This window comes from Lentisalinibacter sediminis (assembly GCF_040706615.1).
GTDB classification, from domain to species: domain Bacteria; phylum Pseudomonadota; class Gammaproteobacteria; order Steroidobacterales; family Woeseiaceae; genus Lentisalinibacter; species Lentisalinibacter sediminis.
The window spans coordinates 359,187-382,205 of the sequence record NZ_JAPDRF010000001.1 but is presented as its reverse complement, the minus strand read 5'-3'; the positions used below and the strand labels follow the sequence as shown (position 1 = coordinate 382,205).

Genomic DNA, 23,019 nt, shown 5'->3' with positions numbered 1-23,019 from the left:
TCAGTCGGCGCTGATCCTCAGTGCCGCCGAAGCCGCGAAGGGTGAAAATGTCATCGTCAGCATGGTGAGTGCCGCGAGAAGGTAGAGCGATCCCCCCGTCGTCTCTCCGTCAGCCGAGAGACTCACGGCTCTCGCACCAAAAATCAATACGGGCATCACCAGCGGCAGCACCAACAGACTCAGGAGCGAATTGGCCTGGCGCAGCCCCACCGTCAGGGCGGCTCCCACCGAGCCGATCAGGCTGAGACTCAGCGTGCCCAGCACGAGCGAGCCCGCAAGAATCGGGAGCGACTCCTCCGGTATGAAGAAGGCGACGCCGGCTATCGGCGATATGATCACGAGGGGCAGCCCGGTCACAAGCCACTGCGCCGCGATTTTTCCGAGGACAAGAACAGACACAGGCTGACCCGAGAGCAGCAGCTGCTCCAGCGTGCCGTCTTCCCGGTCCTGCCGGAACAGCGAGCCGAGCGACATCAGCGAGGCGAGCAGCGCCGCCACCCACAATACGCCCGGCCCGAACTTCATCAGGAGCTGTTTGTCCGGGCTGACCGCCAACGGGAACAGGCTTACCACGATTGAGAAGAAGATGAGCGGGGTGGCCATGTCGCCGGGCCGCCGGAAGGCCAGTCGGAGTTCCCGGGCGACGATCGTCAGCCAGACGTTCCAGAGTCCCGCCGGCTCGGGTCGGCTATGCGCCGTCATGACTTCCTCCCGAGTTCGAGTTGCGCAAGCTCGACCCGCTCGACCTCGACCGCTTCGTGGGCCACCAGAACACAGACACCGCCGCCGATCACGTGTTCCGAGATCAGCTGCTTCACCAGGGCCTTGCCCGCCACGTCCAGGTTGGTCAGAGGCTCGTCCATCAGCCACAGACGGGCCTCGCTCAGCAACAGGTTGGCCAGGGAGGCGCGTCGGCGCTGCCCCGCCGAGAGCCGCCCTGCCTGTATTTCGGACAGGCGGCCGATCTGCAGCTTGTCCATCACCCGGGCGACGGCGGACTCGTCGCGGCCGAAGCGCAGCCGCCGGTGCATCGACAGGTTCTCACGCAGCGTCAGGTCGTCTTTCAGGGCCGGCCGGTGCCCGCACCAGGCGAGGTCCTGCGCATACTCCTGCCGCACGCTCTCGATGCGGTGACTGCACCAGTACACCTGACCGTCCTCGGCGAGCGTGAGCCCGGCGAGCGTGCGCAACAACGTAGTCTTGCCGCTGCCGTTGGGGCCGACCACGTGCAGGGCCTCACCGGGACCCACCTCCAGGTCCAGCCGCTTGAACAGGCAGCGGTCGCCGCGGAACAGGGTGAGCCCGTGAGCCTTCAGATGGGGGGCGCCGAGTTCAGCCACGGGCAGCCTCCCGGTGGCGGGAGAAACCTGAAGGAGCTCGATGGCCGCTGGTTGTTCGGCCACAAGAAAAATTAAATATCAACATCTTATCGAGGTTTATTAACTTTGATTCTTAAGCGGGCAACCAAAATGTCATCCTGCGCGTGTATACCGCTTGCCAGAGCATTTACATAAGTTCGGCGTCTGTCGTAGACTGAACGGCCCGCTGCGGCGGGCAGGAGTCCGTAGACGACGTCATCCGACCAACAACAAAGACGGCAGCATCGGTTTCCAAGGCTAACAAGGCTTCGAATGAAAAGTCGCATACCTGGCCTCGAGCATGAGCCATTCGGCATGGACGGAATCTCCCCCGTCTATATCGAAACACCTCCCATGCGCGACGCCATCGCGATGATGCACGAAGTCTACCGCGATCCGAAGGGGCTCGGCACGATCAACGGCCTGGCCGGAAGCGGCCGCAGGACCGTGCTGGAGCAGTTCGCATCCCGGCTCCGGCGCGAGGACGTCTCCGCAGTGGTCGTGGATGGTAACGGAATGGACCGGCTCGCGCTGTTGCGGACAGTGCTTAGTGAGATCGGTTACGAACTCGATACCGTCGCGCCCGACGATCTGTCCAGCATGCTGCGGGTGTTCCTGATCCACCAGTGCCACGCCGGCCAGCCCGTATTCCTCGGCTTCGTCAACGTCAGCGGGATGCACCCGTCGGCGCTGGAGGAGATATGCCGGCTCGTCCAGATCACCGCGGCGAACGAGGCCGCTGCCAGGCTGGTCCTCTGCTGCGACGATCGCCTAGAGCAGATCATCCGGGCACCCGCCATGGGGCCCGTGCGCGAGCGGATCACCGCCGGCTGCCGTCTCCGTCCCCTCGATCTGATCGAGACCGACGATTACATCGTGCGGCATCTGCGCGCGGCGGGCGCCGGCTCGCACACCGAGTATCTCACGGATGGGGCGATCGCCCTCCTCTGGCGCGCCAGCGGCGGACTGCCGGGCGAGATCGAGTCCCTGACAATGGATGTGCTCCTCGGCGGACGACTGCCGGCGGATACGCAAGAGGTGCGCGAGGCGCTCGGGCTCGACGAACGTCTGCCGGAACCGGCGCTGGCCGGCGAGCCGACGGATGCAATCCGGCCCCAGGCGCCCACCCGGCTCGTGGTATCGCGGGACGGCGAGGTCGTCAGCGACCGGCACTGGCCGGCGGGCCGGGTCCTGATCGGCCGTGACGCCCATAACGACGTCGCCCTGCCGAGCCGCTACGTGAGCCGACACCATGCGCTCGTCGTGGTGGAAGACGGGCGCGCCTGGATCGCCGATCTGAAGAGCATGAACGGCACCTACGTGAACTCGCGGCGGGTCTCGCAGAAGGCGTTGCAACACGACGACGTGATCTCCATCGGCAATCACCGGGTGAAGTACCTGAATCCGGCCGCCCGTTACGGGGACGACGCCGAGGAACCGGGGCTCGCCGACACCGCGATCATGCGCAGCCTGCAGGAAGTGCGCCATCTGTTCGCCGTAGACGCCGCCGGCGACGACACTGTGCTGCAGGATGCGAACGAGACCGGAACCGCCGGCGACAAGGCCGGCTGAGCACTCCTCCGCCGATCAACGGAATTCCGCCTCGATGAGGCGGTCGATCTCGCGCTCGATGTCCTGACGGAAGAACATCAGCGACAGCCCCACCGACGCGTCGATCACGATGTCTTCCTCGTGCACGTCGATATGGCCGCTGAGGGCGGGCCGCTCGAAACTGAGTCTGTCGTCCTGCCAGCGAATCCGCACACCGTATTCCGCAGCCAGTTCGTTGGCGATGCGATTGACGGCAGCGACGGCCTCGTCGTGGCTGAGCCGGTGTCTGCGCCGTATGCGTATGCTGGGCATGGTTCCGAGCGCGCGATGGCTCAGGAGCGGACCGCGGCGCTCTCGAGTTCATCGAAGGCGGCTGCGATGCCCTCCGCGATACGCTCGGGGTCCGGGAGAGCCCGGCGGCCGGTCAGCAGGCCGAAATGGAGATTGCCGGCGTAGCTGTAGATGGTCACGTTCATGGACATGCCGGGCGGGATCGTGGAGATGGGATAGCTGGCCGTCAGCCGCGCACCGCGGATGTAGCGCGGCTCGGTGCCGCCGATGACGTTGGACACCAGCACATTGCCCAGCGGCGGGAAACGCTCGGACAGGTGCGCCAGATCGCCGATCTGCATCAGCGTCTGCACGAGGATGGTGTAGGCCTCGGCGGCCTCGATCCCCATCTCCGCATACTCGTGCTTGACGCTGCCGGCATGCTCGTGGATCTCCTGCAGCCGGGCCAGCGGATCGGATTCGCCGGAGGCCAGCTCGAGCAGCGCGATGGTCACCTGGTTGCCGCTACCGCCCCGGTCGCTGCGCACCGAGATCGGCATCTGCGCCACCAGGGGCTTGTCGGGATGCTCGTCACGCTGGCCGAGATAGCCCCTGAGTGCCGTGTCGCAGAGCGCAAGGATCACGTCGTTCACGGTCACGCCCTGCGCTTTCGCCAGGGCCCTCACCCGGTCGAGCGGCACGCTGCAGACGCCGAAGGCGCGGGCGGCGGTCAGCGGTTGATTGAAGGCCGTGCGCGGCGCGGTAAAGGGGACGGGCAGATCGTCGCCACCGCCGAGAAGCCGCCAGCCGTGCCGCAATGCCAGCTGACTCAGCTGGGGCCCGACCATGGCCAGGCGGCCGAAGCTCTTCGCCGAGCCGAACAGCGTCTCGACGATGCCCTTGCGCACCGCCTCGTGCTCGCGGCTGTGCTCGGCGTTGGCCCACATGGGCGCCACGTCCTCGTCGGGTGTCTTCGACAGGCTCGCCATCGAACGCCGGGACATGCTGATGCCGTCCATGTAGGCGTGGTGGATCTTGGCGTAGACACCGAAGCGGCCGCCCTCGAGCCCCTCGATCACGTAGACTTCCCACAGCGGGGCGTTACGGTCGAGCAGGCGGCCATGCAGCTGTGCCACCCGGTCCAGCAGGTCCTGTTCCCGGCCCGGCGACGGCAGCGCCTCGTGGAAGATGTGGTCGGCCAGGTCCATGTCCGGATCGACTACCCAGCGCGGACGCCCGGCCAGTGGAACTTTCAGCTTCTGGTTAAATGGTTCCACCGGCTCGCTGGCCAGCATGTCCGCCACCAGGCCGCGCACGAAGTCCTCCGGCGCATCGGGCGGCGGCTCGAAGACCTGCAGACCGCCCACGTGCCGCGGGCTGTCCTTGGTCTCGAGCAAAAGCAGCATGTAGTCGAGGAGTGACAGCTGCGACATGGCCACCTCGGCGCCGGAACTCTGTTCAACCGGCGTCGAGGATAACGCGCGATCCCTGCCCCGTCACGTTGCCGTCACGGAAAGCGCCAGCTTCAGCCCGCCTTCTCCTCGACCCTGGCGAGCAGCTCCCGGATCTCCTCGCGCCGGCCCTGGTCGGCGAGTGTGCGGTCGGGCCGGGCCGGCGCCTCCAGCGCGTGCTCCAGCGCCCGCCGTGCCGCCTCGTAGTCCTTCTCTTCGTACAGGAATTCGCCGTAGAAATAGTTCGGGTCGATTCCGTCCGGGTTCATGGCAATGGCTTTCTCCAGGTATTCCCTCGCCCGGTCGTTGTCGCCGAAGCCGATGAAGCCGCCCGGTACCTTGTAGTACAACGCACCGAGACTGGTATAGACGGAGCCCTGCAGAACGGTCGGATCCAGTTTCTCCGCAGCATGCAGCGCAGCCCGGGACTTCTTCGCGAGTCCCATGGCACCGAAGGGGCCTTTCACCCCGGCGTAGGTGCTGAGCACGATGCCCTGCCATACGAGGGGCTCGGCCCGGTCCGGATAGGCCGCGACCAGCGCGGCGGCGTCCTCCGCGAGGGCCTCGAACGCGTCCTTCTGCTCGCCTCCGTCCAGCCGATAATTGGCCTCGGCCCAGCGTTGCTGGATCTCCCGCAGGTCCTGCTCCATGTCCGCCGCCCGGGCCAGGCCCGCGCCCGTCAGGGCGAAAGCCAGCATCGCGCCGGCCAGCATGATCCGGGCAGTCGCCCGGCTGCGAATCATTCGTATCATCTCGTTCACCTCATTGGCTGTGGGTACGTGGACGGAGGTAGGCCTCCACCACCGGTCTCTGCTTGCCGAGCGCACCGTCGACCAGGCGCGGCGCGACCGCATTCACTTTCACGAACAGGCGCTCCGGCCAGCCGATAAAACGTTCGCGCCGGGAGCCGGCCAGCAACGCCATCGCCCGCCGGGCCACCTGCCGGGGAGGGTCCATGGCGACCCCCAGTGCCTCGTTCATGCGGCAGGCGGCATCGCCGTTCATCGCCGTGCGGGTCGCGCGCGGGGCGAGGTAGAGCACCTCGAGAGCGGTCCCGGCACACTCCCGGCGCAGCGCCTCGGTGAACCCGTGCAGGCCGAATTTGGTGGTGGAATAGACCGCCTGGCCGGGCATCCCGATCGAACCCAGTACCGAGCCGACGTTCAGCAGCCAGGCATTCGGCTGTCCCATGAGATGGGGCAGCAGGGTCCGCGTCAGGAGCATGGGCGCCAGCAGATTCGTCTGCACCAGTGTCTCGATGTCCGCCGCGCTCTGGTCGTCGAAGCGAGCCAGGGAATTCACGCCCGCATTGTTGATCAGTACGTCGATACCGCCCTCGAAACCCCGGGCCCGCCGCGCGAGGCGCTCTCTGGCAGTCGCGTCGGTGATGTCGCCCGGCTCGGTCAGGACGACGATCCGGCGCCGGACTGCCGCGGCCTGCTCCGTCAGTTGCCCGGCCAGCGCGTCGAGTCTTGCCGCGTCGCGGGCGCTCAGGAGCAGGTGGGCTCCGGCTCTGGCGAGTTCCCCTGCCAGTGCAGCGCCGATGCCGCCCGTGGCGCCGGTGAGGAGCACGCGTCGTCCGGTGAGATTCATGCCACGGCCCTCTCGGCCGCGCTCCCCGCACTCGGCAGCGAACGGAAGATCCCGGCATAGAGGAGGAAGAAGCGGCGCGCGCAGTAACGGACCGCCTGGCGATCCTCGTCGCGGTCCAGCCGGTTCAGAAGGCCGGCCAGGAACTTCACGTGCTCCTGATCCACCTCGCCGTGGGAGATGAGGTAGGAGAACGCACTCTGCGGCAGCCCAAGGCTGCGGCCGATGGCGGCCGCGGCCTGTCCCGCGATGGCGATGCTGGTGCCTTCCAGCACGTAGACCATGCCGAAAAAGCCCACCGGATTGCTCCGCCCGATCGTGTCCCACGCGTAGCTCACCATCTGCTCCGTCGCGAACCCCGGCTGGCCTTGACGCACCCTGTCGGGATCGCCGCCGGTCGCCGCGATGTCATTCAGGATCCACTCCTGATGGCCGTACTCGTCGTTGATGTAACGGACGATGGCACCCCGCAGCCACTCGTAGTCGTCGCCAAGACGGCTGCCGCAGGCCATCAGCAGGGGCACGGTGCATTTGACGTGATGGTAGGCCTCGGTGAGGAACGCCCGATATTGCGCCGGGGTCACACGGCCCTCGAGGGCATCGCGGATGATCGGCGAGCCGAGCAGGTAGTCGCGCTCGGCGGCGGTGTCGTCGGCCAGGGCCAGGAAAAAGTCGGTCATGCGTTTATCACCTTCTTGTCGGGCGCCGTGACGCCGTGGATCAGATCGGTCAGTCGGTCGCCGTAGCGCCGTATGAGTGCGTCCCGACGGAGCCGCCCGTTGGCAGTCAGCTCGCCGCTGTCCGGGCGGAACGGGGCGTCGGCCGGAAGCCATGCGGACACGCGTGCGTAATCGGGTAGCCGGCGATTCGCGGCGTCGATCGCGGCCTGCACGCCGTCGGCGCCCGCCGACGTCGCCGGCACGATCACGGCGGCATTGCAGGGCAGCGCCTCGCCCCAGACCAGCGCCTGTGCGATCGCGGGCTCGTGGACCAGTTCGCTCTCCACCCACTCGGGCGACACATTGCGACCGAACGCCGTGATGAACAGGTTCTTCTTGCGCCCCTGCACGTGCAGGAAGCCCTGGTCGTCCAGGCTGCCAAGGTCTCCGGTGGCAATTTCCCCGGTCGCGATCCGGCGCTCGCCGTGCCCGGGCACGGCAAGGTAGCCCTGCATCACCGCGCCTGACACCATGATCTCGCCGTCGGGGGCAATCCTGACCCGGGCATGGGGCAGTGGCCGTCCCGCACTGCCCGGTCGGCTGTCGCCGGGCGTGTTCAGCGTCACCACGGAATGGCACTCGGAGAGTCCGTACCCCTCGTAGGCAGGCAGGCCGTGTGCGTGGGCCTGCTCAAGTTCGGCCGGCGCCACGCGGCCGCCGCCCACCGCGGCGAAGCGCAGCGGGCAGTCGTTCCAGGGTTCGAGGTCGGCCGTCCGGTTCAGCGCGGCCAGCATCTGCGGCAGAAGAATCACGCTCTCGGCGCCGCTCTCGTCGATCGCGCGGCGCAGGCGCAGCGGGTCGAGGCCGCTGGAGCCGGTCAGGCCCACCCGCTCCAGCGACGGTGCGTGGATGGCGGCGCCGAGCAGCAGCGGCACGTAGATCCCGGCGATGTTCTCGAGCAGGGTCGCCAGCGGCACCACGCACAGGTGACGTCGTACGCCTGCGCCCTGCAGGCGGGCGGCCAGGCTCGATGCGACCGCCTCCATACCGTCCCGGCCGAGGCACACACCGCGGGGGCTGCCGGTGCTGCCCGAGGTATAGGTCACCTTCGCGACGTCATTGCGGCCGTTCAGGGCCGTGTCCCGGCGGATGGAACGGCGCAGCAGTGCGAGGCCGCCCGCGCCGGCAAGCGGCCGCCTGCGGAAACCATGGCCGTCGTCGGGCAAGCCGTCCGCGCCGGCGCTCAGGACCGCATCGACGCCGGCGTCGCTCAGCAGATGGTCCAGCTGTGCCCGTGTGAAGAACAGCGGAACGGGGATGGCCGTGATCCCGGCCGCCATCATCGCGAGATCAGCCACGATCCAGTCCGGACCGTTGTCCGCTATCAGGGCGCAGCGCCGGATGCGCCCCGCCCGCAACCGGGAGGCGAGCGCCGTCACGCGCGCCTCCAGAGAGGCATAGCCCAGCACGCCCCCGTCCGAGACCACGGCGGCGGCCAGCGGGCGCCCGGCGGCATGACGGCGCAGCGCGGCCAGCACCCCGCTCATGCGTCCCCCTCCGGTGTGCACCGGAATCCGCACGGCCGCTGCAGGTCCCCGACGATCACGCGGGGGTCGTGGCGATAGTAGTCGCCCCAGGTGTCCTCGCGACCCGCCACGCAGGCCTCTCTGGCGGGCGCAAGCTCGCAGCCGGCAAGACCGGCCCGTGCCAGCAGGGATCGTACCGGGCCGGTGGCCGTGAAGCAGACCCAGCCGAAGCCCTGCTGCAGCAGGAACGGCACCAGCTCGCGAAACAGGGGCACCACCACCTGCCGGCTCTCGACGGCCAGTTGGCCGATCTCCACCACGGCGGTGCGGGGCACCGGATGGCCGGCGACGGCCGCGATGGCCTCCTCCACGGGCACGGCGAGATAGTCCTCGAGGTAGAGGCGCTCCCGAGACGCCGGCCGCAGCCCGATGACGCCGCGCGCACCGTCTTGCCGGCAGGTTACCCGCAGCAGCCAGGGCATGAACTCCTCGACCCGGGCGCCGAAATGATGGTCGTAGCAGTCCCGGATCTCGGCTTCCAGTGCGCTCCTGCCGGGGCTGGAAGCGCCGAGCAGATCCAGGCTGACACCGGAGTGGCGCGGCTCACCGCCCATCGTCGGCAAACCGTTGCGCATGTCGGTAACGGGGTGAATCTGTGTTTTCACGCGGCCTCCTCTGCCAGTCGCATCCGTCGGCGCCGTGCCGTCGGCTCGAACCGTTAGAGGCCGGGGCGGAGGCAAATCCTTCGCAATTTTCGCAACCTGCCGTTACAACAGGGATTTTCAGTCGATCGGAACGCCCTGCGGTGGTCTCGTGCGTGGAGTAAACTGCGGCCTCGGCTCCGGACGTCCCCGATCCAGGGAGGAACACTGATGACGACAGCGAAACGCATCGCCGGCCTCGCCTGCGCGCTGGCTCTCACCCTGCCGGCGGCAGCCGCGATGGCGGCGCCCCAGCCGTGGATGCGAACCGATAACCCCCAGGGCCTGTACGTGCTGCTATCCGTCGGAGAGGAATGCGCGATACGGCGCACCGAGGCTGACCTGGCGGTGCAGACGGCGTTCACCCGCCTCGACGTCCCCCGCGCATCCGGCTGGGCCCCCGGCGAGTTGTTCCTGACCGCGGAGGTGGACTGCACCCAGACCACGAACTACCCCGACATCTATCTCTACGTCACCCGGGTGGGCTTCGCCGTGAACTACCAGGAGCAGCCGATCTACATGATGCAGTACGTCAGGGCCCGCTATGAGAGCTTCGGCATCGACAGCCTCAGCAATATCGACCAGATCCTCACGCAGAGCGTCGAGGCGGCACTCGGCGACTACAAGGCGGCAAACGCCGGAACCGGCGCTGGCGACGCTCAGTAGCGGCCGTGCTGCTTGAAGATGTAGTTGCTGAGCTCGATGAACTCGTAATTCATCCGGCTGAGGGTCTTGTGGGCCGAGCGCACGATGGCGCGCATCACCTTGTAGACGATCCCCGGATGCTCGTCTACGAGACCCTCGAAATCGTCGCGTTTCAGACTGAACACGCGGCTGTCGCAGAGCGCACGCAGCCCCACCGTGTGCGGGGCGCCGTCGATGAAACTGAGCTCTCCCGCCTGTTCCCCCTCGCGGAGGATGCCCAGTGTGGCCGTCTCGCCCGCGCCGGCCTGCTTCACGACCTCGAGCTTGCCCTCCAGCAGCACGTGCAGCGAGTCGTCGGTGGCGCCCTCGTTCGTGAGATACTCGCCGTCGCCGAGACTGCGCATCTCCATCAGCGAGGCGAGCGTCGTGGCTTCCTCGTCCGTCAGCTCGGCACCCAGCGATGAGTCGAGGATCAGTCTGGCGGCGTTCTCCATCTTTTTTCCTTGCTTGTCCGGTGCGCCCGGGGATGATACGTAATGCGTCGGCGTCTGCGCAGCCCTGTTTACGGTCGCACAGGCATGCAACCACAGATCAGTCCGACGGCCTATCCGCGTAAACCGCGACCGGCCGTCGGGAGGAACCCGCCACCATGGAAGCCCTGTTCGATACCGTCGAGGCCCGCGTCATCGGCGCTCTGATGGAGAAAGAGATCACGACACCGGATCACTATCCGCTGTCTCTGAATGCGCTGACGAACGCCTGCAACCAGAAGAGCAACCGGGACCCGGTCATGAAGCTGACCGAGAACGAGGTCCAGGAAGCGCTGGATTCGCTGCATCGAAAACACCTGGTCCTGGACCGAAGCGGCTTCGGCAGCCGCGTGGTGAAATTCAAGCAGCGGTTCTGCAATACCGAGTTCAGCGATCTGCACTTCACGCCCGGTGAGACCGCCATCGTCTGCCTGCTGCTCCTGCGCGGACCCCAGACACCCGGCGAACTGCGCTCGCGCAGCGGCCGCCTGCACGCTTTCGGCAGTCTCGGCGAGGTCGAGCAATGCCTCGAGTCCCTCGCGGGCCGTGAGGAGGGTCCGCTCGTCACCGCCCTGCCCCGGGAGCCCGGCCGCCGGGAGATCCGCTGGACGCACCTGTTCTGCGGCGAGCCCGTCGTCGCCGAGGTGGCCACACCCGCGGCGGCGACCGCGCCGGTCACGAAGCAGGCGGACGCCACAATGGAGCGGATAGAGGCACTGGAAGAAAGGGTGGCCGACCTGGTGGAACGGCTCGCCCGGCTGGAGCGGCAGGGGCGGGACGGCTGACACCCCGACAGCACCCCGACAATAGCTGGTCCAACGTAAGACCCGCTTGAGATAAGAGCTATAAACTATTGATTTTGGTGCCCGGGGCCGGACTCGAACCGGCACTTCCTTACGGAAAGCGGATTTTAAGTCCGCAGCGTCTACCAATTCCGCCACCCGGGCGCACCGGCATCAAAAAGGGCTCACCGGGAGCACTGCCGTTGGGCACCCGAAACGTCGTCGCATAGACCGGGAGCCGGCGTTCAGCCGTTCACCCGGGCCGGCTTCCGTTACCACCGGCAGGCTTCGGCGCATGCTAGCCGAGCCCGGCACGGGTGGCAAACGGGCGGAAGAATCCCCGGGGGTATCAGCTGGAGGAAGGAAAGGAAGTGGGTGGAGGCTAGGGTCGGAATCGAACCGGCGTACACGGCTTTGCAGGCCGCTGCATAACCACTCTGCCACCTAGCCACCGTTTGCCCACGGCCCCGGCGCCGCCGGGGACCCGGACCATACCACACAAGGCCCCGGACCGGCACCGGTTTCTCGGGCCGAGAAGGACCTCCGTCCGCACCCCCGATGTCAGGAAATCTCTGCCTTCGCGTGAACACCCTCCGCCGGCTCTTCCTCTTCGATGACGTGCTGGGCGTCGCGCCCTGAGCCGAGCAGCACGGCCACCCAGCGGGTGTCGTCGTTGGCCTCCAGGCCGATCTTCAGCGTCATGGTGAGCGGCACCGAGAGCAGCATGCCCACCGGCCCGAACACCCAGCCCCAGAACACGATGGAGAGCAGCACCACCAGCGGCGAGATGCCGACGCCGTAGCCCATCATCCGCGGCTCGATGACGTTGGCGTAAATCAGGTTGATGATCAGGTAGCCGATGGCGATGCCCACCGCCGGGCCGAGGCCGAACTGGAGCAGAGCCAGCAGCACGGCGGGTATGGCGGCGATGATCGAGCCGATCACCGGGATATAGTTCAGCAGGAAGGCGAGCAGCCCCCAGAGCAGCGGGAAGTCGAGGCCCACGGCCCAGGTCAGCAGCCACGCCGAGACGCCGGTGGCCACGCTGACCAGCGTCTTGATACCGAGATAGCGCCCGAGGTTGACCAGGAAGTCCCGGAACGCCGCCATTTGCTCTTCGCCGCGACCGAAGGCGGCCGTGATCTTCACCGGGAAGGTGGAGGCCTCCAGCAGGATGAAGGTCATCGTCAGGAAGATGAGTAGCGTGTTGGTGAGGACGTCCCTGAGCGCGTTCAGCGTATTGGCCGCCATGCCCATGGCCCAGCCGGGATCGATCATGTCGCCCAGGCTCTCGATGGGCTGATCGCTGTCGACCCGCGCCGCGACGAATTTCAGGAACCCGTCCATCATCGCGTCCAGGCGGGCCTGGTAGGTGGGCAGAGCGGCCGTGAACTCCGCGATGGAGGTGCCCACGATCACGCCGAACACCGCGAGGATCAGCATCATCACGACGACGATCAGCAGCACCGCCACGACACCGGGGATGCGCTGGCGCTGCATGAAAAGCAGCGGGCGGACGCTCACCAGCGACAGGAACACGGCCAGCAGGAACGGCACGAGCAGCACCTTCGCCGCCTGCATGGCGAAGATGATGATGATGACCGCTGCCACGCTGATCAGCGTGGTCCGGCCTCTGACCAGCGGTTCACTCACAAGCGTGTCTGCCGCAATGTCCTCTGTGTCGACCTGCACCGAAACTGCCCGATCGGGCGGGCTGCCGGCCTGGTGTCGGCCTAGTGTGCCCGGGGCTTCCGGCGGCCGCAATGCGCGGTGTCGCAGGCCACTCAGAAACGATAGCGGGCCTCGACGCCGACCATGCGGGGCGGGCTCGGCCAGGCGATGTCGGTGCGCAGGCTCGTGAAGCGGCGGGAGACGAAGTACTCGATCCACTCCTCGTCCGTGGCGTTCTCCGCGAATGCGGTCACGCTCCAGGCGTCGCCACGCAAGCCGAGACGCAGGTCGACGACGGTGTAGGCGCCCTCGGCGTCCCGGCCGTCGATGCTCCAGTAGGTCTTGCCCCGCCGGTCGACGTCGACCCGGGCGAAGCCCTGCAACGACCCGAGCGGCCAGACATACTCGCCGCTCAGATTCAGGGTGTATACGGGTGCCCCCGGCACTTCGTTGCCGATCACGTCCGACGGCGGCACGGTCAGCCCAGGTTCGGCGCCGATGGCTTCGATCTCGCTGTCCACGAAGCCATAGGCCAGCGCCAGCGTCAGGCCGTCCAGCGGCCGGATCACCGCCTCCACCTCGCCGCCGAGGATACGGCTCTCGTCCGCGTTGATCAGCGCCTGGGAGCCGAACGGGTCGAACAGGAACCACTGCTGGTTCTCGTAATCGATGTAGAAGGCCGCGATGTTCAGCACCCGGCTGCCGTCAGCGCTGGCGTACTTCAGGCCGAGTTCGTAGTTGTCCAGGTGCTCGGAGTCGAACGAGGGCGCGAACTGCACGGCCGGGTCGTTCGCCAGCGTGTTGAAGCCGCCGGGCCGGAAGCCCTCGGCATAGGTAGCGAACAGATTCAGGTTCCCGGTCAGCGCATAAGCCAATTGAAGTTTTGGCTGGAACTCGCTGAATTCCTTGACACCGTTAGCCAACGGATTGTTGGTGTCGTTCTCCCGCCGGACGTCATCGAAGCGTCCGGCTACGGTGAGTTCGAGACGCTCCGTGAGGTCGGTGCTCACCTGCCCGAACACGGCGCGGGTCTCGTACTGCTCGTTCAGGATGGCCGGCGCCTGGGGCACGAAGAAGGCGCTCTCGCTGCTCCAGTCGCCGCCGTTCTGGAAACCGGCCACGTTCAGGAAGGTGGCGAGCGTGCGGTCGCGCTCCTGGTCGCTGTAGTAGGCGCCGACGATCCACCTCAGGCCCTCCTTCGCCGTCGACACCAGACGAAACTCCTGGCTGAACTGGCTCTGATTGTCGTCGACGTCGATGTTCAGGAACTCCCGGTTCGTCTGATCCAGGTCCTGGTCGTTGCGGGATTCCAGGTCGTGCCAGCCGGTGATCGAGGTCAGGGTGAACGCGTCGAAGCCGTAGTCCACCTTGGCGGTGTAGTCGTCGAAACTGACGCTCGATACGCCGAGGATATTGGACTGGATGGTGTAGGTGGTGTTGTTCAGCGGGAACGGGAAGGGATCGCCCGGCAGCCGGTTCTCCTCGGTGTCCGCCGAGCCCGGCATGAAGTAGCCGGAACCCGCTTCCTGATCGGCATACTGGTAGCGCAGGTCCACGCTCAGCCGTTCGTCCGGCTCGATCAGCAGGCGCCCGCGCAGCGACGTCGAGTCCTTGAAGTCCACGTACTCGCCGAGGCCCTCGTTCAGCAGCTGACCGTCGCGATCATTGTTGTAGAACGCCAGACGCCCGCGCACCGCGTCGGAGAACAGAGGGCCGGAGACCGCGCCCTGAATGGTGTAGTCGTCGCCCTCGCCCACGCGGGTCTCCACGTAGGCCTCGAGATCCTCGGTGGGGCCGCGGGTGGTGATATTCACGGCACCCGCGACCGAGTTCCGCCCGTAGAGCGCGCCCTGGGGCCCACGCAGCACCTCGATCTGCTCCACGTCGAACAGATCCTGGGTGGTAACCAGCGAGTTGTTTACGGTGACCCCGTCAACGACGAAGGCGAGCGGCGTCTCGCCGATGCCCCGCTGCTGGGTGACGCCGCGGATGGTGATCGTGCTCTGGCCCACTTCCTGGTCGTCGGAGAAGCGCAGATTGGGTGTCAGAGCCGCCACGTCGTTCATACGCTGGATGGACGCATCCTCGATGGTCGTCTGGTCGAACACCGTGATGGCGTCGGCGATCTCCTGCAGGTTCTCGCTGCGGCGCCGGGCAGTGACGATCACCTCCTCGATCGCGGCGGCCTCGGCGCCGGCGGCGTCGCGCTCCTCCTGTGCGGGCAGCGGTCCGGCGGCCAGCGCGGCGACGAGACAGACGGCGGCGGTGCCGCCGATCCTGGGGGGCAGAGTCATTCTGGAATTGTCCTTTATTCGTCAGTGACTTGATGCGGGCTGAGCCGGCGACGGGAGATTACCAGATCGGGCTCCCGGGGCGAACCGGCGACCGTAACGAATCAGGGCCCCGTTGCGGGGCCCTGACAATATCTGGAGCGGGAAACCGGGCTCGAACCGGCGACCTCAACCTTGGCAAGGTTGCGCTCTACCAACTGAGCTATTCCCGCCTAGTCTCGAAGGGACCGCAATTCTAGCGACTCCCGGGGGACTGTCAAGGCACCGCGGTCAGCTATTCGCGTTCAGCACCGGCCAGGCCGCCTTGAGGTAGGCATACATGGACCAGAGGGTCAGGCCCGCCGCCACCAGCAGGAACAGGAACCCCGCGTCGTAGACCGGCAGGCCGCCGGTATCCAGATGCCAGACCATGAGAGTCAGGCCGATCATCTGCAGGCTGGTCTTCACCTTGCCCACCATGGAGACAGCCACCGTCGTGCGCTGTCCGAGCCCCGCCATCCACTCCCGCAGGGCGGACACGGTGATCTCGCGGCCGATGATGATCGCGGCCACCAGGGCGAGCGAGATACGCTGATCCATCTGCACCAGGAGCACCAGGGCGACGGCGACGATGAGCTTGTCCGCCACCGGGTCCAGGAACTCGCCGAAGGGCGTGATCTGGCCGAGCTTGCGGGCGACGTAGCCGTCGAGCCAATCGGTGATGGCCGCGAGCATGAAGACCACCGCGGAGGCCGGGCGGCCCCACTCCCCCGGCAGGTAGAACAGCACCACGAACAGCGGGATGGCGGCGATGCGTATCCAGGTCAGCGTGTTCGCGGTATTCAGTTGCACGGCAATTCCGTTGTCTTCAATTCGTTTGCGCCTCGCCGGCCGTCTCCCGCTCGGCGTGGAGTACAGTATAAATGCGCTCGGCCAGTACGCGGCTGATGCCGGGCACCTTGGTCAGGTCGTCCATGCCCGCGGCGGAAACGCCCTTCAGCCCGCCGAAGTGTCGCAGGAGGTCGCGGCGACGCTTCGGCCCCAGCCCCGGGATGTCCTCCAGCACCGAGCCGCGGCGGGCCTTCGCGCGGCGCGCCCGGTGGCCGGTGATGGCGAAACGGTGCGCCTCGTCGCGGATGTTCTGCAGGAGCAGCAGCGCCGGCGAGCCGGACGGGAGGGTGCGCGGATAGGCCTCCTCCTCCACCCAGAGCTGCTCGCTGCCCGGCCGGCGCGCCCGGCCCTTGGCCACCGCCACCACCTTCAGGAACTCGAGATCCAGATCGGCCAGGATCTCCAGCGCCTGGGTGCGCTGGCCCCGGCCGCCGTCGATCAGCACGAGGTCGGGTAACGGCACCTCGCCGCGCTTGACGCGCTTGTAGCGGCGCTCGAGCACCTCACGCATGGCGGCGTAGTCGTCGCCGGCGGCCGTGCCCCGGATGTTGAACCGGCGATAGTCGGATTTCATCGGCCCCTCGGGGCCGAAGACCACGCAGGACGCCACCGTGGCCTCGCCGCCGGTATGGGAGATGTCGAAGCACTCGAGGCGCTCCGGCACGTCGTCCAGCTCCAGCGCCTCGGCCAGCGCCTCCAGCTGCCGGCGCACCCCGGCATTGCCGGCGGCGCGCAGATCCGCGCCCTGGCGGGCGTTGGTCGCGGCCATCTGCAGCCAGCGCGCCCGGTCGCCGCGCACCCGGTGGCGGATCTCCACCCGGTGGCCTGCCCGCCCGGTCAGTGCCTCCCCGAGCAGGTCGGCATCCTCCACCGCCTGCTCCACCAGGATTTCCCGCGGCGGCGCGGACTCCAGGTAATACTGGCCGAGGAACGAGGACAGCACCTCGTCATCGGGCGTGTCGGGTGCCAGTTTCGGATAGTGCGAACGGCTGCCCAGCAGCCGGCCGTGGCGGACGAACAGCACGGCCACACAGACGATACTGCCTCGCCGGGCCAGCCCCACGGCGTCCACGTCCGTCGCACTCTCCCGGGAGACCATCTGCTCGGCGTCCACGCGCTTGAGCCGCGCGATCTGATCGCGGAACTGTGCCGCCCGCTCGAATTCCAGCGCCTCCGCGGCGGCCTCCATGCGCTCCACCAGACTGTCGATCACGGCCTGGTTGCGGCCTTCCAGAAACGCGATCGCGTTCTGCACGTCCCGTGCGTAGTCCGCCTCGCCGATGTGGCCGACGCAGGGCCCCGAACAGCGCCGGATCTGATACTGCAGGCAGGGCCGCGAGCGGTTGGCAAAGAAGGTGTCGGTGCAATTGCGCAGCAGAAACAGCTTCTGCAGCTCGCCGAGGGTCCGGCGCACGGCGCCCGCGCTGGGATAGGGCCCGAAATAGCGGCCCCGGGCGCTGCGCGCCCCCCGGTGGAAAGCCAGCCGCGGGTAGGCATGGTCGGTCACGTGGATCCAGGGATAGCTCTTGTCGTCCTTCAGGAGCACGTTGTAGCGGGGGCGCTCCCGCTTGATGAGATTGTGCTCCAGGATGAGCGCCTCGGCCTCGGTGTTGGTGACCGTCACCTCGATGTCGTGGATCTCGGCCACCAGCGCCATCGTCTTGGCGTCCTTGGCCTTGCCGCTGAAATAACTGCCCACCCGCTTGCGCAGGTCTCTGGCTTTGCCCACGTAGAGGATCACGCCGTCCTCGTCCAGCATGCGGTAGACGCCCGGCCGGTGGCTCAGGTTCGAGAGGAAACGGCGATGATCGAAGGCGGCTCCGTCCATGATCTCTAGGATAACGGACGGAGCCCGACCAGGGTGACGATGGCGGCATCGCGGCGCTCGCGTGCCGTCTCAGCCGACGAGTTGCCGCGCCCGGCCGATGACGGCATGGAACATCTCGTCGGTCAGACGTCGCGTCTGCGTGTTGTAGCGGCTGCAGTGGTAGGAATCCAGCAGCGTCAGGCCGCCCGGCAGCGCGTGCTCAGCGGCATGGCCGAAGCCGTTCGCGTTCTGCTTCATGCCGAACGCCTTCAGCACCGCCCGGTGGGCGATGGAACCCAGGGCCAGCACCACGCCGCCCTCGCGCACCGTGCCGAGTTCCGCCTGTAGATACGGATTGCACTCGTCCACCTCGGCGGTGGTCGGCTTGTTCTGCGGCGGCAGGCACTTCACCGCATTGGTGATCCGGCAATCCGTGAGCTCCAGCCCGTCGTCGGCCGAGACCGACTCGGGACGGCTGGCGAAGCCCGCGTCGTAGAGCGCCTGGTACAGGAGGATGCCGGCGAAGTCGCCGGTGAACGGTCGCCCGCTCCGGTTGGCGCCGTGCATGCCGGGGGCGAGTCCCACGATCAGCAGGCTCGCCTCCGGGTCGCCGAACGGCGGCACCGGCAGGGCATGGTAGTCCGGGTGCTTTTCGCGCACCGCCACCAGATGGGCGGCCAGACGCGGGCAGCGGGTGCAGTCAGGGTCGTACTGCTCCGGCGGTACGGGCGTCCGAGGCGCGGCCATCAGTCGTCCATGTGCCGGATGACGGCCTCGCCGAAACCCTTCGTGCCCACCAGCGTGGCGCCCGGAATGAGCTGATCGAGTTCCTGCTCCACGTCCTGCTTGCCGTGGGGATGGCTGCCGGCGGGACGCTTCGGTTTGCGGATCGCCTCGCGCAGCCGGGCGAGATCGAAGGTCAGCTCCTTGGCAGCGATGGTATTCGCCACGCCCTTGATGATGAGATCGGCCGCCTCGGTCCAGCCGAGGTAGCGGAGCATCATTTCGGCGGAGAGGATGAGCGAGCCCGGGTTTACCCGGTCCTTGCCGGCGAAGCCGGGGGCCGTCCCGTGGGTGGCCTCGAACACCCCGACACCGTCGCCGATGTTGCCCCCGGGCGCGATGCCGATGCCGCCCACCTGGGCCGCCAGCGCATCGGAGATGTAGTCGCCGTTCAGGTTCAGCGTGGCGATCACGTCGTATTCCTCCGGCCGCAGCAGGATCTGCTGCAGGAAGTTATCGGCGATCACGTCCTTGACGATGATCTCGTGGCCCGTGCGCGGGTTCGGGAACGCGTGCCAGGGCCCGCCGTCTTTCGGCTCCGCGCCGAACTCCTCACGGGCGACCTCGTAACCCCACTGGCAGAAGGCGCCCTCGGTAAACTTCATGATGTTGCCCTTGTGCACCAGCGTCACCGAAGCAAGATCGTTGTCGATGCAGTAGTTGATGGCCTTGCGCACGAGCCGCTCGGAGCCCTCCCGGGACACCGGCTTGATGCCGATGCCCGAACTCGACGGGAAGCGGATCTGGGTGGCGCCCAGCTCCTCCTGCAGGAACTTGATCAGTTTCTGCACCTCCTGTGAGCCCGTTGCGTACTCGATGCCTGCATAAATGTCTTCGGTGTTCTCACGGAAGACCACCATGTTCACCAGGTCGGATTCCTTCATCGGCGTGCTGACGCCGGGGAAGTAGCGGATGGGCCGCACGCAGGCGTAGAGATCCAGGGTCTGGCGGATGGAGACGTTCAGCGAGCGGATGCCGCCGCCGATGGGGGTGGTCAGGGGCCCCTTGATGGAGACCACGTACTTCTGCAGCGCGTGCAGCGTCTCCTCGGGCAGGAAGTTGGCGCTGTCGTAGACCTCGCTGGCCTTCTTGCCCGCGTACACCTCCATCCAGGCGATGCGCCGCTTGCCGCCGTACGCGCGGCTTACGGCGGCTTCCACCACGTCCTTCATGACCGGCGTCACGTCCCGGCCGATGCCGTCGCCCTCGATGAAGGGGATGACGGGCTCGTCCGGCACGTTCAGCCGGAAGTCCCGGTTCATGGTGATGACGTCGCCGCGCTCAGGGATCTGGATCTTCTCGTACTGCATCGGGTGTTCCTCTGGATCCGCAAAGAAAACGGCGCCCGCGAGGGGCGCCGTTCCTGGGTTACTCCAACAAGGATACTCGAACGATGGCTCAGCTGGCCTCGTCGAACTGATCCTCCTCGGTGGAACCGGTCAGCGCCGTGATCGAGGACTCCGCGCTCACCGCCTGGGTGACGCCGTCGAAGTAGCCCGCACCCACTTCCCGCTGGTGGCGGGTGGCGGTGTAGCCGTCCTTCTCCGAGTCGAACTCCGCCTGCTGCAGCTCGACGTAGGCCGCCATCTGGCGCTCCCGGTAGCCCTTCGCCAGCGTGAACATGCTGTAGTTGAGCGCGTGGAAACCGGCCAGCGTGATGAACTGGAACTTGTAGCCCATGGCCGCGAGCTCCTTCTGGAACTTGGCAATGGTCTTGTCGTCCAGGTTCTTGCGCCAGTTGAACGACGGCGAGCAGTTGTAGGCCAGAAGCTGGTCCGGGTACTCCTTGTGCATCGCCTCGGCGAACGCCTTCGCCTGCTCCAGGCTCGGCGTGGACGTCTCGCACCACACCAGGTCTGCGAAGGGTGCATAGGCCAGCGCCCGGTCGATGGCCTGCTCCAGGCCCGGCTTCACCCGGTAGAAGCCCTCGGCGGTGCGCTCGCCGGTGATGAAGCGCTGGTCGCGCTCGTCGATGTCCGAGGTGAGCAGGTTGGCGGCGTCGGCATCCGTCCGGGCCACCACCAGGGTGGGCACGTTGCAGACGTCGGTGGCCAGCCGGGCCGCGGCCAGCTTGCTGACGGCCTCCTGGGTCGGCACGAGTACCTTGCCGCCCATGTGACCACACTTCTTCGCGGAGGAGAGCTGGTCCTCGAAGTGCACGCCGGCGGCGCCCGCGTCGATCATGTCCTTCATCAGCTCGAAGGCGTTCAGCACGCCGCCGAAGCCGGCTTCGGCGTCGGCCACGATGGGCTGCATCCAGTCGATGGAGTCGTCGCCTTCCGCATGATGGATCTGGTCGGCCCGCAGCAGCGTGTTATTGATGCGCCGGACCACGGCGGGGACCGAGTCGGCCGGATACAGCGACTGGTCGGGATACATCTGGCCGGCCAGGTTGGCGTCACCCGCCACCTGCCAGCCGGACAAATAGATGGCGTTCAGGCCGGCCTTCACCTGCTGCATGGCCTGGTTGCCGGTCAGTGCGCCGAGCGCATTCACGAAATCCTTCTCGTGGATGTATTTCCACAGCTTCTCCGCGCCCTGGCGCGCGAGGGAGTATTCCACCTCTACGGTGCCGCGCAGCCGTACCACGTCGTCTGCACTGTAGGGTCGGGTTACGCCTTTCCACCGCGGGTCGCTGTCCCACGATTTCTGAAGCTCCTCGGCTGACATGACACTCATGATTCTCTACTCCTCGCTGACACGCCGTTAGTGGGTTTCGGATGGTACCGGATGGTCACGGCGGGACCATTGGTACTTTCGTCTAATGTCCAAGGGGTCCGATGGTTCAATCGATCTCCCGATACGCCTCCAGCGTCAGGAAGCTTTCGAAATCTTCCTCGCGGGTGATCTTGTCCATCAGCTGCGCCGCCTTCTCGTAGTTGCCGGCAGCGTAGGCCTCCTCCCCGACCTCCTCGCGGATCTTCTCCATCTCTTCCGCGAGCACGGTCCCGAACAATTCCAGGGTCACCGGGCGGCCGTCGTCGAGCACGCCGGTCTCGTGGTGCACCCACTGCCAGACCTGGGCGCGGGCGATCTCCGCCGTGGCCGCGTCCTCCATCAGGTTGTACAGGGGCACGCAGCCGTTGCCGCCGAGCCACGCCGCCATGTACTGCACACCGACGGAGATGTTGTTCCTGAGACCGGTCTCGGTGATGCGCCCCTGGGGCACCTGCAACAGGTCCGCCGCGGTCACCTCCACGTCCTCGCGCTGGCGGTCCACCTGGTTCGGCTGCGGCATGTGGCGGTCGAAGATCTCCATGGCGATCGGCACCAGGCCGGGATGGGCCACCCAGGTGCCGTCGTGACCGTCGGTGGCCTCGCGCTCCTTGTCGGCGCGCACCTTGGCAATGGCCTCCTCGTTGGCCTCGGGATCGTCCTTGATCGGGATCTGGGCCGCCATGCCGCCGATCGCGAAAGCGCCGCGACGATGGCAGGTCTTGATCACCAGCAGTGAATAGGAGCGCAGGAAGTGAGTGGTCATGCCCACCTCGTTGCGGTCCGGCAGCACGAATTCCGGGAACTTCCGGAACTTCTTGATGAAGCTGAAGATGTAGTCCCAGCGCCCGCAATTCTGGCCGACGATGTAATCCTTCAGCGCGTACAGGATCTCGTCCACCTCGAAGGCCGCCAGGATCGTCTCGATCAGTACGGTGACCTTGATGGTGCCCGCCTCCACAACACCGGCCTTTTCGGCGAAGCGGAACACGTCGGACCACAACGCGGCTTCCCTGTGGCTCTCCAGCTTCGGCAGATAGAAATACGGCCCGGTGCCCTGGTTCTTGAGTGCCTTCGCGTTGTGGAACAGGTACAGCCCGAAGTCGACGAAGGCGCCGGGCACTTCCTCGCCGTCCACTTTCAGATGCTTCTCGAACAGGTGCCAGCCGCGGGGACGGACGATCAGGGTGGCGATCTTGTCGCCCAGCTCGTAGTGCTTGCCGTTGGGCGCGTCGAAGCTGATGCTCCGGTTTGCGGCATCGCGCAGGTTGATCTGCCCCTGGACCACGTTGTACCAGTTGGGCGTCATCGAGTCCTCGCAGTCGGCCATGAACACCTTCGCGCCCGAGTTCAGCGCGTTGATGACCATTTTGCGGTCGGTCGGGCCGGTGATCTCGACCCGGCGGTCCTGCAGGTCGGCCGGCGCCTCTGTCACCTGCCATTCGGACTCGCGGATCTCGCGGGTCTCCTCGAGGAAATCGGGCATCTCGCCGGCATCGATGCGGGCCTGGCGCTCGTCCCGCGCCTTCAGCAGGTCATGGACGCGCGGCGTGAACTCCCGGTGCAGGGCGGCGACGAATTGCAGCGCATCAGGGGTGAGTATCTCCTCGAATCCCTCGTGCATCGTTCCCAACAGTTCCATGCCCTCTCCGGGAGCCGTAGGCGCGGGGTTACTCATGACTCACTCCAGTCCGGTTGATCACTCAGGCCCACAGGAATCAAGCGCTTGCAGGGGAATTGCACCCCGGCAGATGACTGCGGGTCCGGTTTTATTGCGGTGCATCATGATACCGGCCGCCAACAGCCGCTGCAATCGGGG

Annotated in this window: 21 protein-coding genes and 3 tRNA genes; 3 read left to right on the top strand and 21 right to left on the bottom strand. The window is 66.8% G+C overall.

What is annotated here, in order from left to right; translation table 11 throughout:
* Both ccmB and ccmA read right to left on the bottom strand, forming a co-directional pair.
* Positions 1-702 carry a heme exporter protein CcmB gene (gene ccmB / locus ACJMKX_RS01865; protein WP_405220419.1) on the bottom strand — a complete coding sequence of 234 codons (702 nt, stop codon included), beginning with the start codon at positions 700-702 and terminating at the stop codon, positions 1-3.
* Positions 699-1,340, bottom strand: coding sequence for a cytochrome c biogenesis heme-transporting ATPase CcmA (gene ccmA / locus ACJMKX_RS01860; RefSeq protein ID WP_405220417.1), 642 nt, complete (start codon positions 1,338-1,340; stop codon positions 699-701). The genes ccmB and ccmA overlap by 4 nt, the downstream gene beginning before the upstream one ends.
* A gap of 333 nt (positions 1,341-1,673) precedes the next feature.
* Here ccmA and ACJMKX_RS01855 point away from each other — a divergent pair, with 333 nt between their 5' ends.
* Positions 1,674-2,930: an FHA domain-containing protein gene (locus ACJMKX_RS01855; RefSeq protein ID WP_405220415.1), complete on the top strand. Its 1,257-nt coding sequence runs from the start codon at positions 1,674-1,676 to the stop codon at positions 2,928-2,930.
* A gap of 15 nt (positions 2,931-2,945) precedes the next feature.
* Here ACJMKX_RS01855 and ACJMKX_RS01850 read toward each other — a convergent pair whose 3' ends face one another.
* The 7 genes from ACJMKX_RS01850 to ACJMKX_RS01820 all read right to left on the bottom strand — a co-directional run bounded on the left by ACJMKX_RS01850 (position 2,946) and on the right by ACJMKX_RS01820 (position 9,070).
* Positions 2,946-3,221, bottom strand: a complete 276-nt coding sequence (locus ACJMKX_RS01850) for a polyhydroxyalkanoic acid system family protein (protein WP_405220413.1) — start codon at positions 3,219-3,221, stop codon at positions 2,946-2,948.
* A gap of 20 nt (positions 3,222-3,241) precedes the next feature.
* Positions 3,242-4,612, bottom strand: coding sequence for a WS/DGAT/MGAT family O-acyltransferase (locus ACJMKX_RS01845; RefSeq protein ID WP_405220411.1), 1,371 nt, complete (start codon positions 4,610-4,612; stop codon positions 3,242-3,244).
* A 92-nt stretch (positions 4,613-4,704) separates the two neighbouring features.
* Positions 4,705-5,373 carry a tetratricopeptide repeat protein gene (locus ACJMKX_RS01840; RefSeq protein WP_405220752.1) on the bottom strand — a complete coding sequence of 223 codons (669 nt, stop codon included), beginning with the start codon at positions 5,371-5,373 and terminating at the stop codon, positions 4,705-4,707.
* Between the two features lie 19 nt (positions 5,374-5,392).
* Positions 5,393-6,223, bottom strand: coding sequence for an SDR family oxidoreductase (locus ACJMKX_RS01835; protein ID WP_405220409.1), 831 nt, complete (start codon positions 6,221-6,223; stop codon positions 5,393-5,395).
* A complete protein-coding gene (locus tag ACJMKX_RS01830) occupies positions 6,220-6,900 on the bottom strand; it encodes a TenA family transcriptional regulator (protein ID WP_405220407.1) in 681 nt (226 codons plus the stop codon). Before ACJMKX_RS01830 ends, ACJMKX_RS01835 begins: the two co-directional genes overlap by 4 nt.
* A complete protein-coding gene (locus ACJMKX_RS01825) occupies positions 6,897-8,426 on the bottom strand; it encodes an AMP-binding protein (protein WP_405220405.1) in 1,530 nt (509 codons plus the stop codon). The genes ACJMKX_RS01830 and ACJMKX_RS01825 overlap by 4 nt, the downstream gene beginning before the upstream one ends.
* Positions 8,423-9,070 carry a thermostable hemolysin gene (locus ACJMKX_RS01820; protein WP_405220403.1) on the bottom strand — a complete coding sequence of 216 codons (648 nt, stop codon included), beginning with the start codon at positions 9,068-9,070 and terminating at the stop codon, positions 8,423-8,425. The genes ACJMKX_RS01825 and ACJMKX_RS01820 overlap by 4 nt, the downstream gene beginning before the upstream one ends.
* 207 nt (positions 9,071-9,277) lie before the next feature.
* Between ACJMKX_RS01820 and ACJMKX_RS01815 the strand changes: the two genes are divergently transcribed.
* Positions 9,278-9,772 carry a hypothetical protein gene (locus ACJMKX_RS01815; protein ID WP_405220401.1) on the top strand — a complete coding sequence of 165 codons (495 nt, stop codon included), beginning with the start codon at positions 9,278-9,280 and terminating at the stop codon, positions 9,770-9,772.
* On the opposite strand, the gene ACJMKX_RS01810 is transcribed toward ACJMKX_RS01815, so the two are convergent.
* On the bottom strand, positions 9,766-10,245 hold the full coding sequence (locus ACJMKX_RS01810; RefSeq protein ID WP_405220399.1) for a Crp/Fnr family transcriptional regulator: 480 nt from the start codon (positions 10,243-10,245) through the stop codon (positions 9,766-9,768). The two genes, ACJMKX_RS01815 and ACJMKX_RS01810, sit on opposite strands and share 7 nt — an antisense overlap.
* Before the next feature lie 155 nt (positions 10,246-10,400).
* Here ACJMKX_RS01810 and ACJMKX_RS01805 point away from each other — a divergent pair, with 155 nt between their 5' ends.
* Positions 10,401-11,066 carry a YceH family protein gene (locus tag ACJMKX_RS01805; protein WP_405220397.1) on the top strand — a complete coding sequence of 222 codons (666 nt, stop codon included), beginning with the start codon at positions 10,401-10,403 and terminating at the stop codon, positions 11,064-11,066.
* Positions 11,067-11,141: 75 nt separating this feature from the next.
* On the opposite strand, the gene ACJMKX_RS01800 is transcribed toward ACJMKX_RS01805, so the two are convergent.
* The 11 genes from ACJMKX_RS01800 to aceB form a co-directional block, all read right to left on the bottom strand.
* Positions 11,142-11,228: transfer RNA gene (locus ACJMKX_RS01800), tRNA-Leu, on the bottom strand.
* A 211-nt stretch (positions 11,229-11,439) separates the two neighbouring features.
* Positions 11,440-11,513 (bottom strand) — tRNA-Cys (locus ACJMKX_RS01795).
* Positions 11,514-11,624: 111 nt separating this feature from the next.
* Positions 11,625-12,716, bottom strand: a complete 1,092-nt coding sequence (locus ACJMKX_RS01790; protein ID WP_405220395.1) for an AI-2E family transporter — start codon at positions 12,714-12,716, stop codon at positions 11,625-11,627.
* 131 nt (positions 12,717-12,847) lie between these two features.
* Complete coding sequence (locus ACJMKX_RS01785; protein ID WP_405220393.1) at positions 12,848-15,028, bottom strand: TonB-dependent receptor; 2,181 nt, start codon at positions 15,026-15,028, stop codon at positions 12,848-12,850.
* A gap of 133 nt (positions 15,029-15,161) precedes the next feature.
* Positions 15,162-15,237, bottom strand: a tRNA-Gly gene (locus ACJMKX_RS01780).
* A 58-nt stretch (positions 15,238-15,295) separates the two neighbouring features.
* Positions 15,296-15,856, bottom strand: coding sequence for a CDP-diacylglycerol--glycerol-3-phosphate 3-phosphatidyltransferase (pgsA, locus tag ACJMKX_RS01775; RefSeq protein ID WP_405220391.1), 561 nt, complete (start codon positions 15,854-15,856; stop codon positions 15,296-15,298).
* A 16-nt stretch (positions 15,857-15,872) separates the two neighbouring features.
* Positions 15,873-17,723 (bottom strand): excinuclease ABC subunit UvrC, encoded by a 1,851-nt coding sequence (gene uvrC, locus ACJMKX_RS01770; protein ID WP_405220389.1) that lies wholly within the window; start codon positions 17,721-17,723, stop codon positions 15,873-15,875.
* A gap of 69 nt (positions 17,724-17,792) precedes the next feature.
* The gene (locus tag ACJMKX_RS01765; protein ID WP_405220387.1) at positions 17,793-18,449 is read right to left on the bottom strand and encodes a uracil-DNA glycosylase; all 657 of its coding nucleotides are present in this window, start codon (positions 18,447-18,449) and stop codon (positions 17,793-17,795) included.
* Positions 18,449-19,795 (bottom strand): NADP-dependent isocitrate dehydrogenase, encoded by a 1,347-nt coding sequence (gene icd, locus ACJMKX_RS01760; RefSeq protein WP_405220385.1) that lies wholly within the window; start codon positions 19,793-19,795, stop codon positions 18,449-18,451. Before icd ends, ACJMKX_RS01765 begins: the two co-directional genes overlap by 1 nt.
* Before the next feature lie 88 nt (positions 19,796-19,883).
* Positions 19,884-21,164 carry an isocitrate lyase gene (aceA, locus tag ACJMKX_RS01755; protein WP_405220383.1) on the bottom strand — a complete coding sequence of 427 codons (1,281 nt, stop codon included), beginning with the start codon at positions 21,162-21,164 and terminating at the stop codon, positions 19,884-19,886.
* Positions 21,165-21,270: 106 nt separating this feature from the next.
* On the bottom strand, positions 21,271-22,842 hold the full coding sequence (gene aceB, locus ACJMKX_RS01750) for a malate synthase A (RefSeq protein ID WP_405220381.1): 1,572 nt from the start codon (positions 22,840-22,842) through the stop codon (positions 21,271-21,273).
* Positions 22,843-23,019 lie beyond the last annotated feature (177 nt).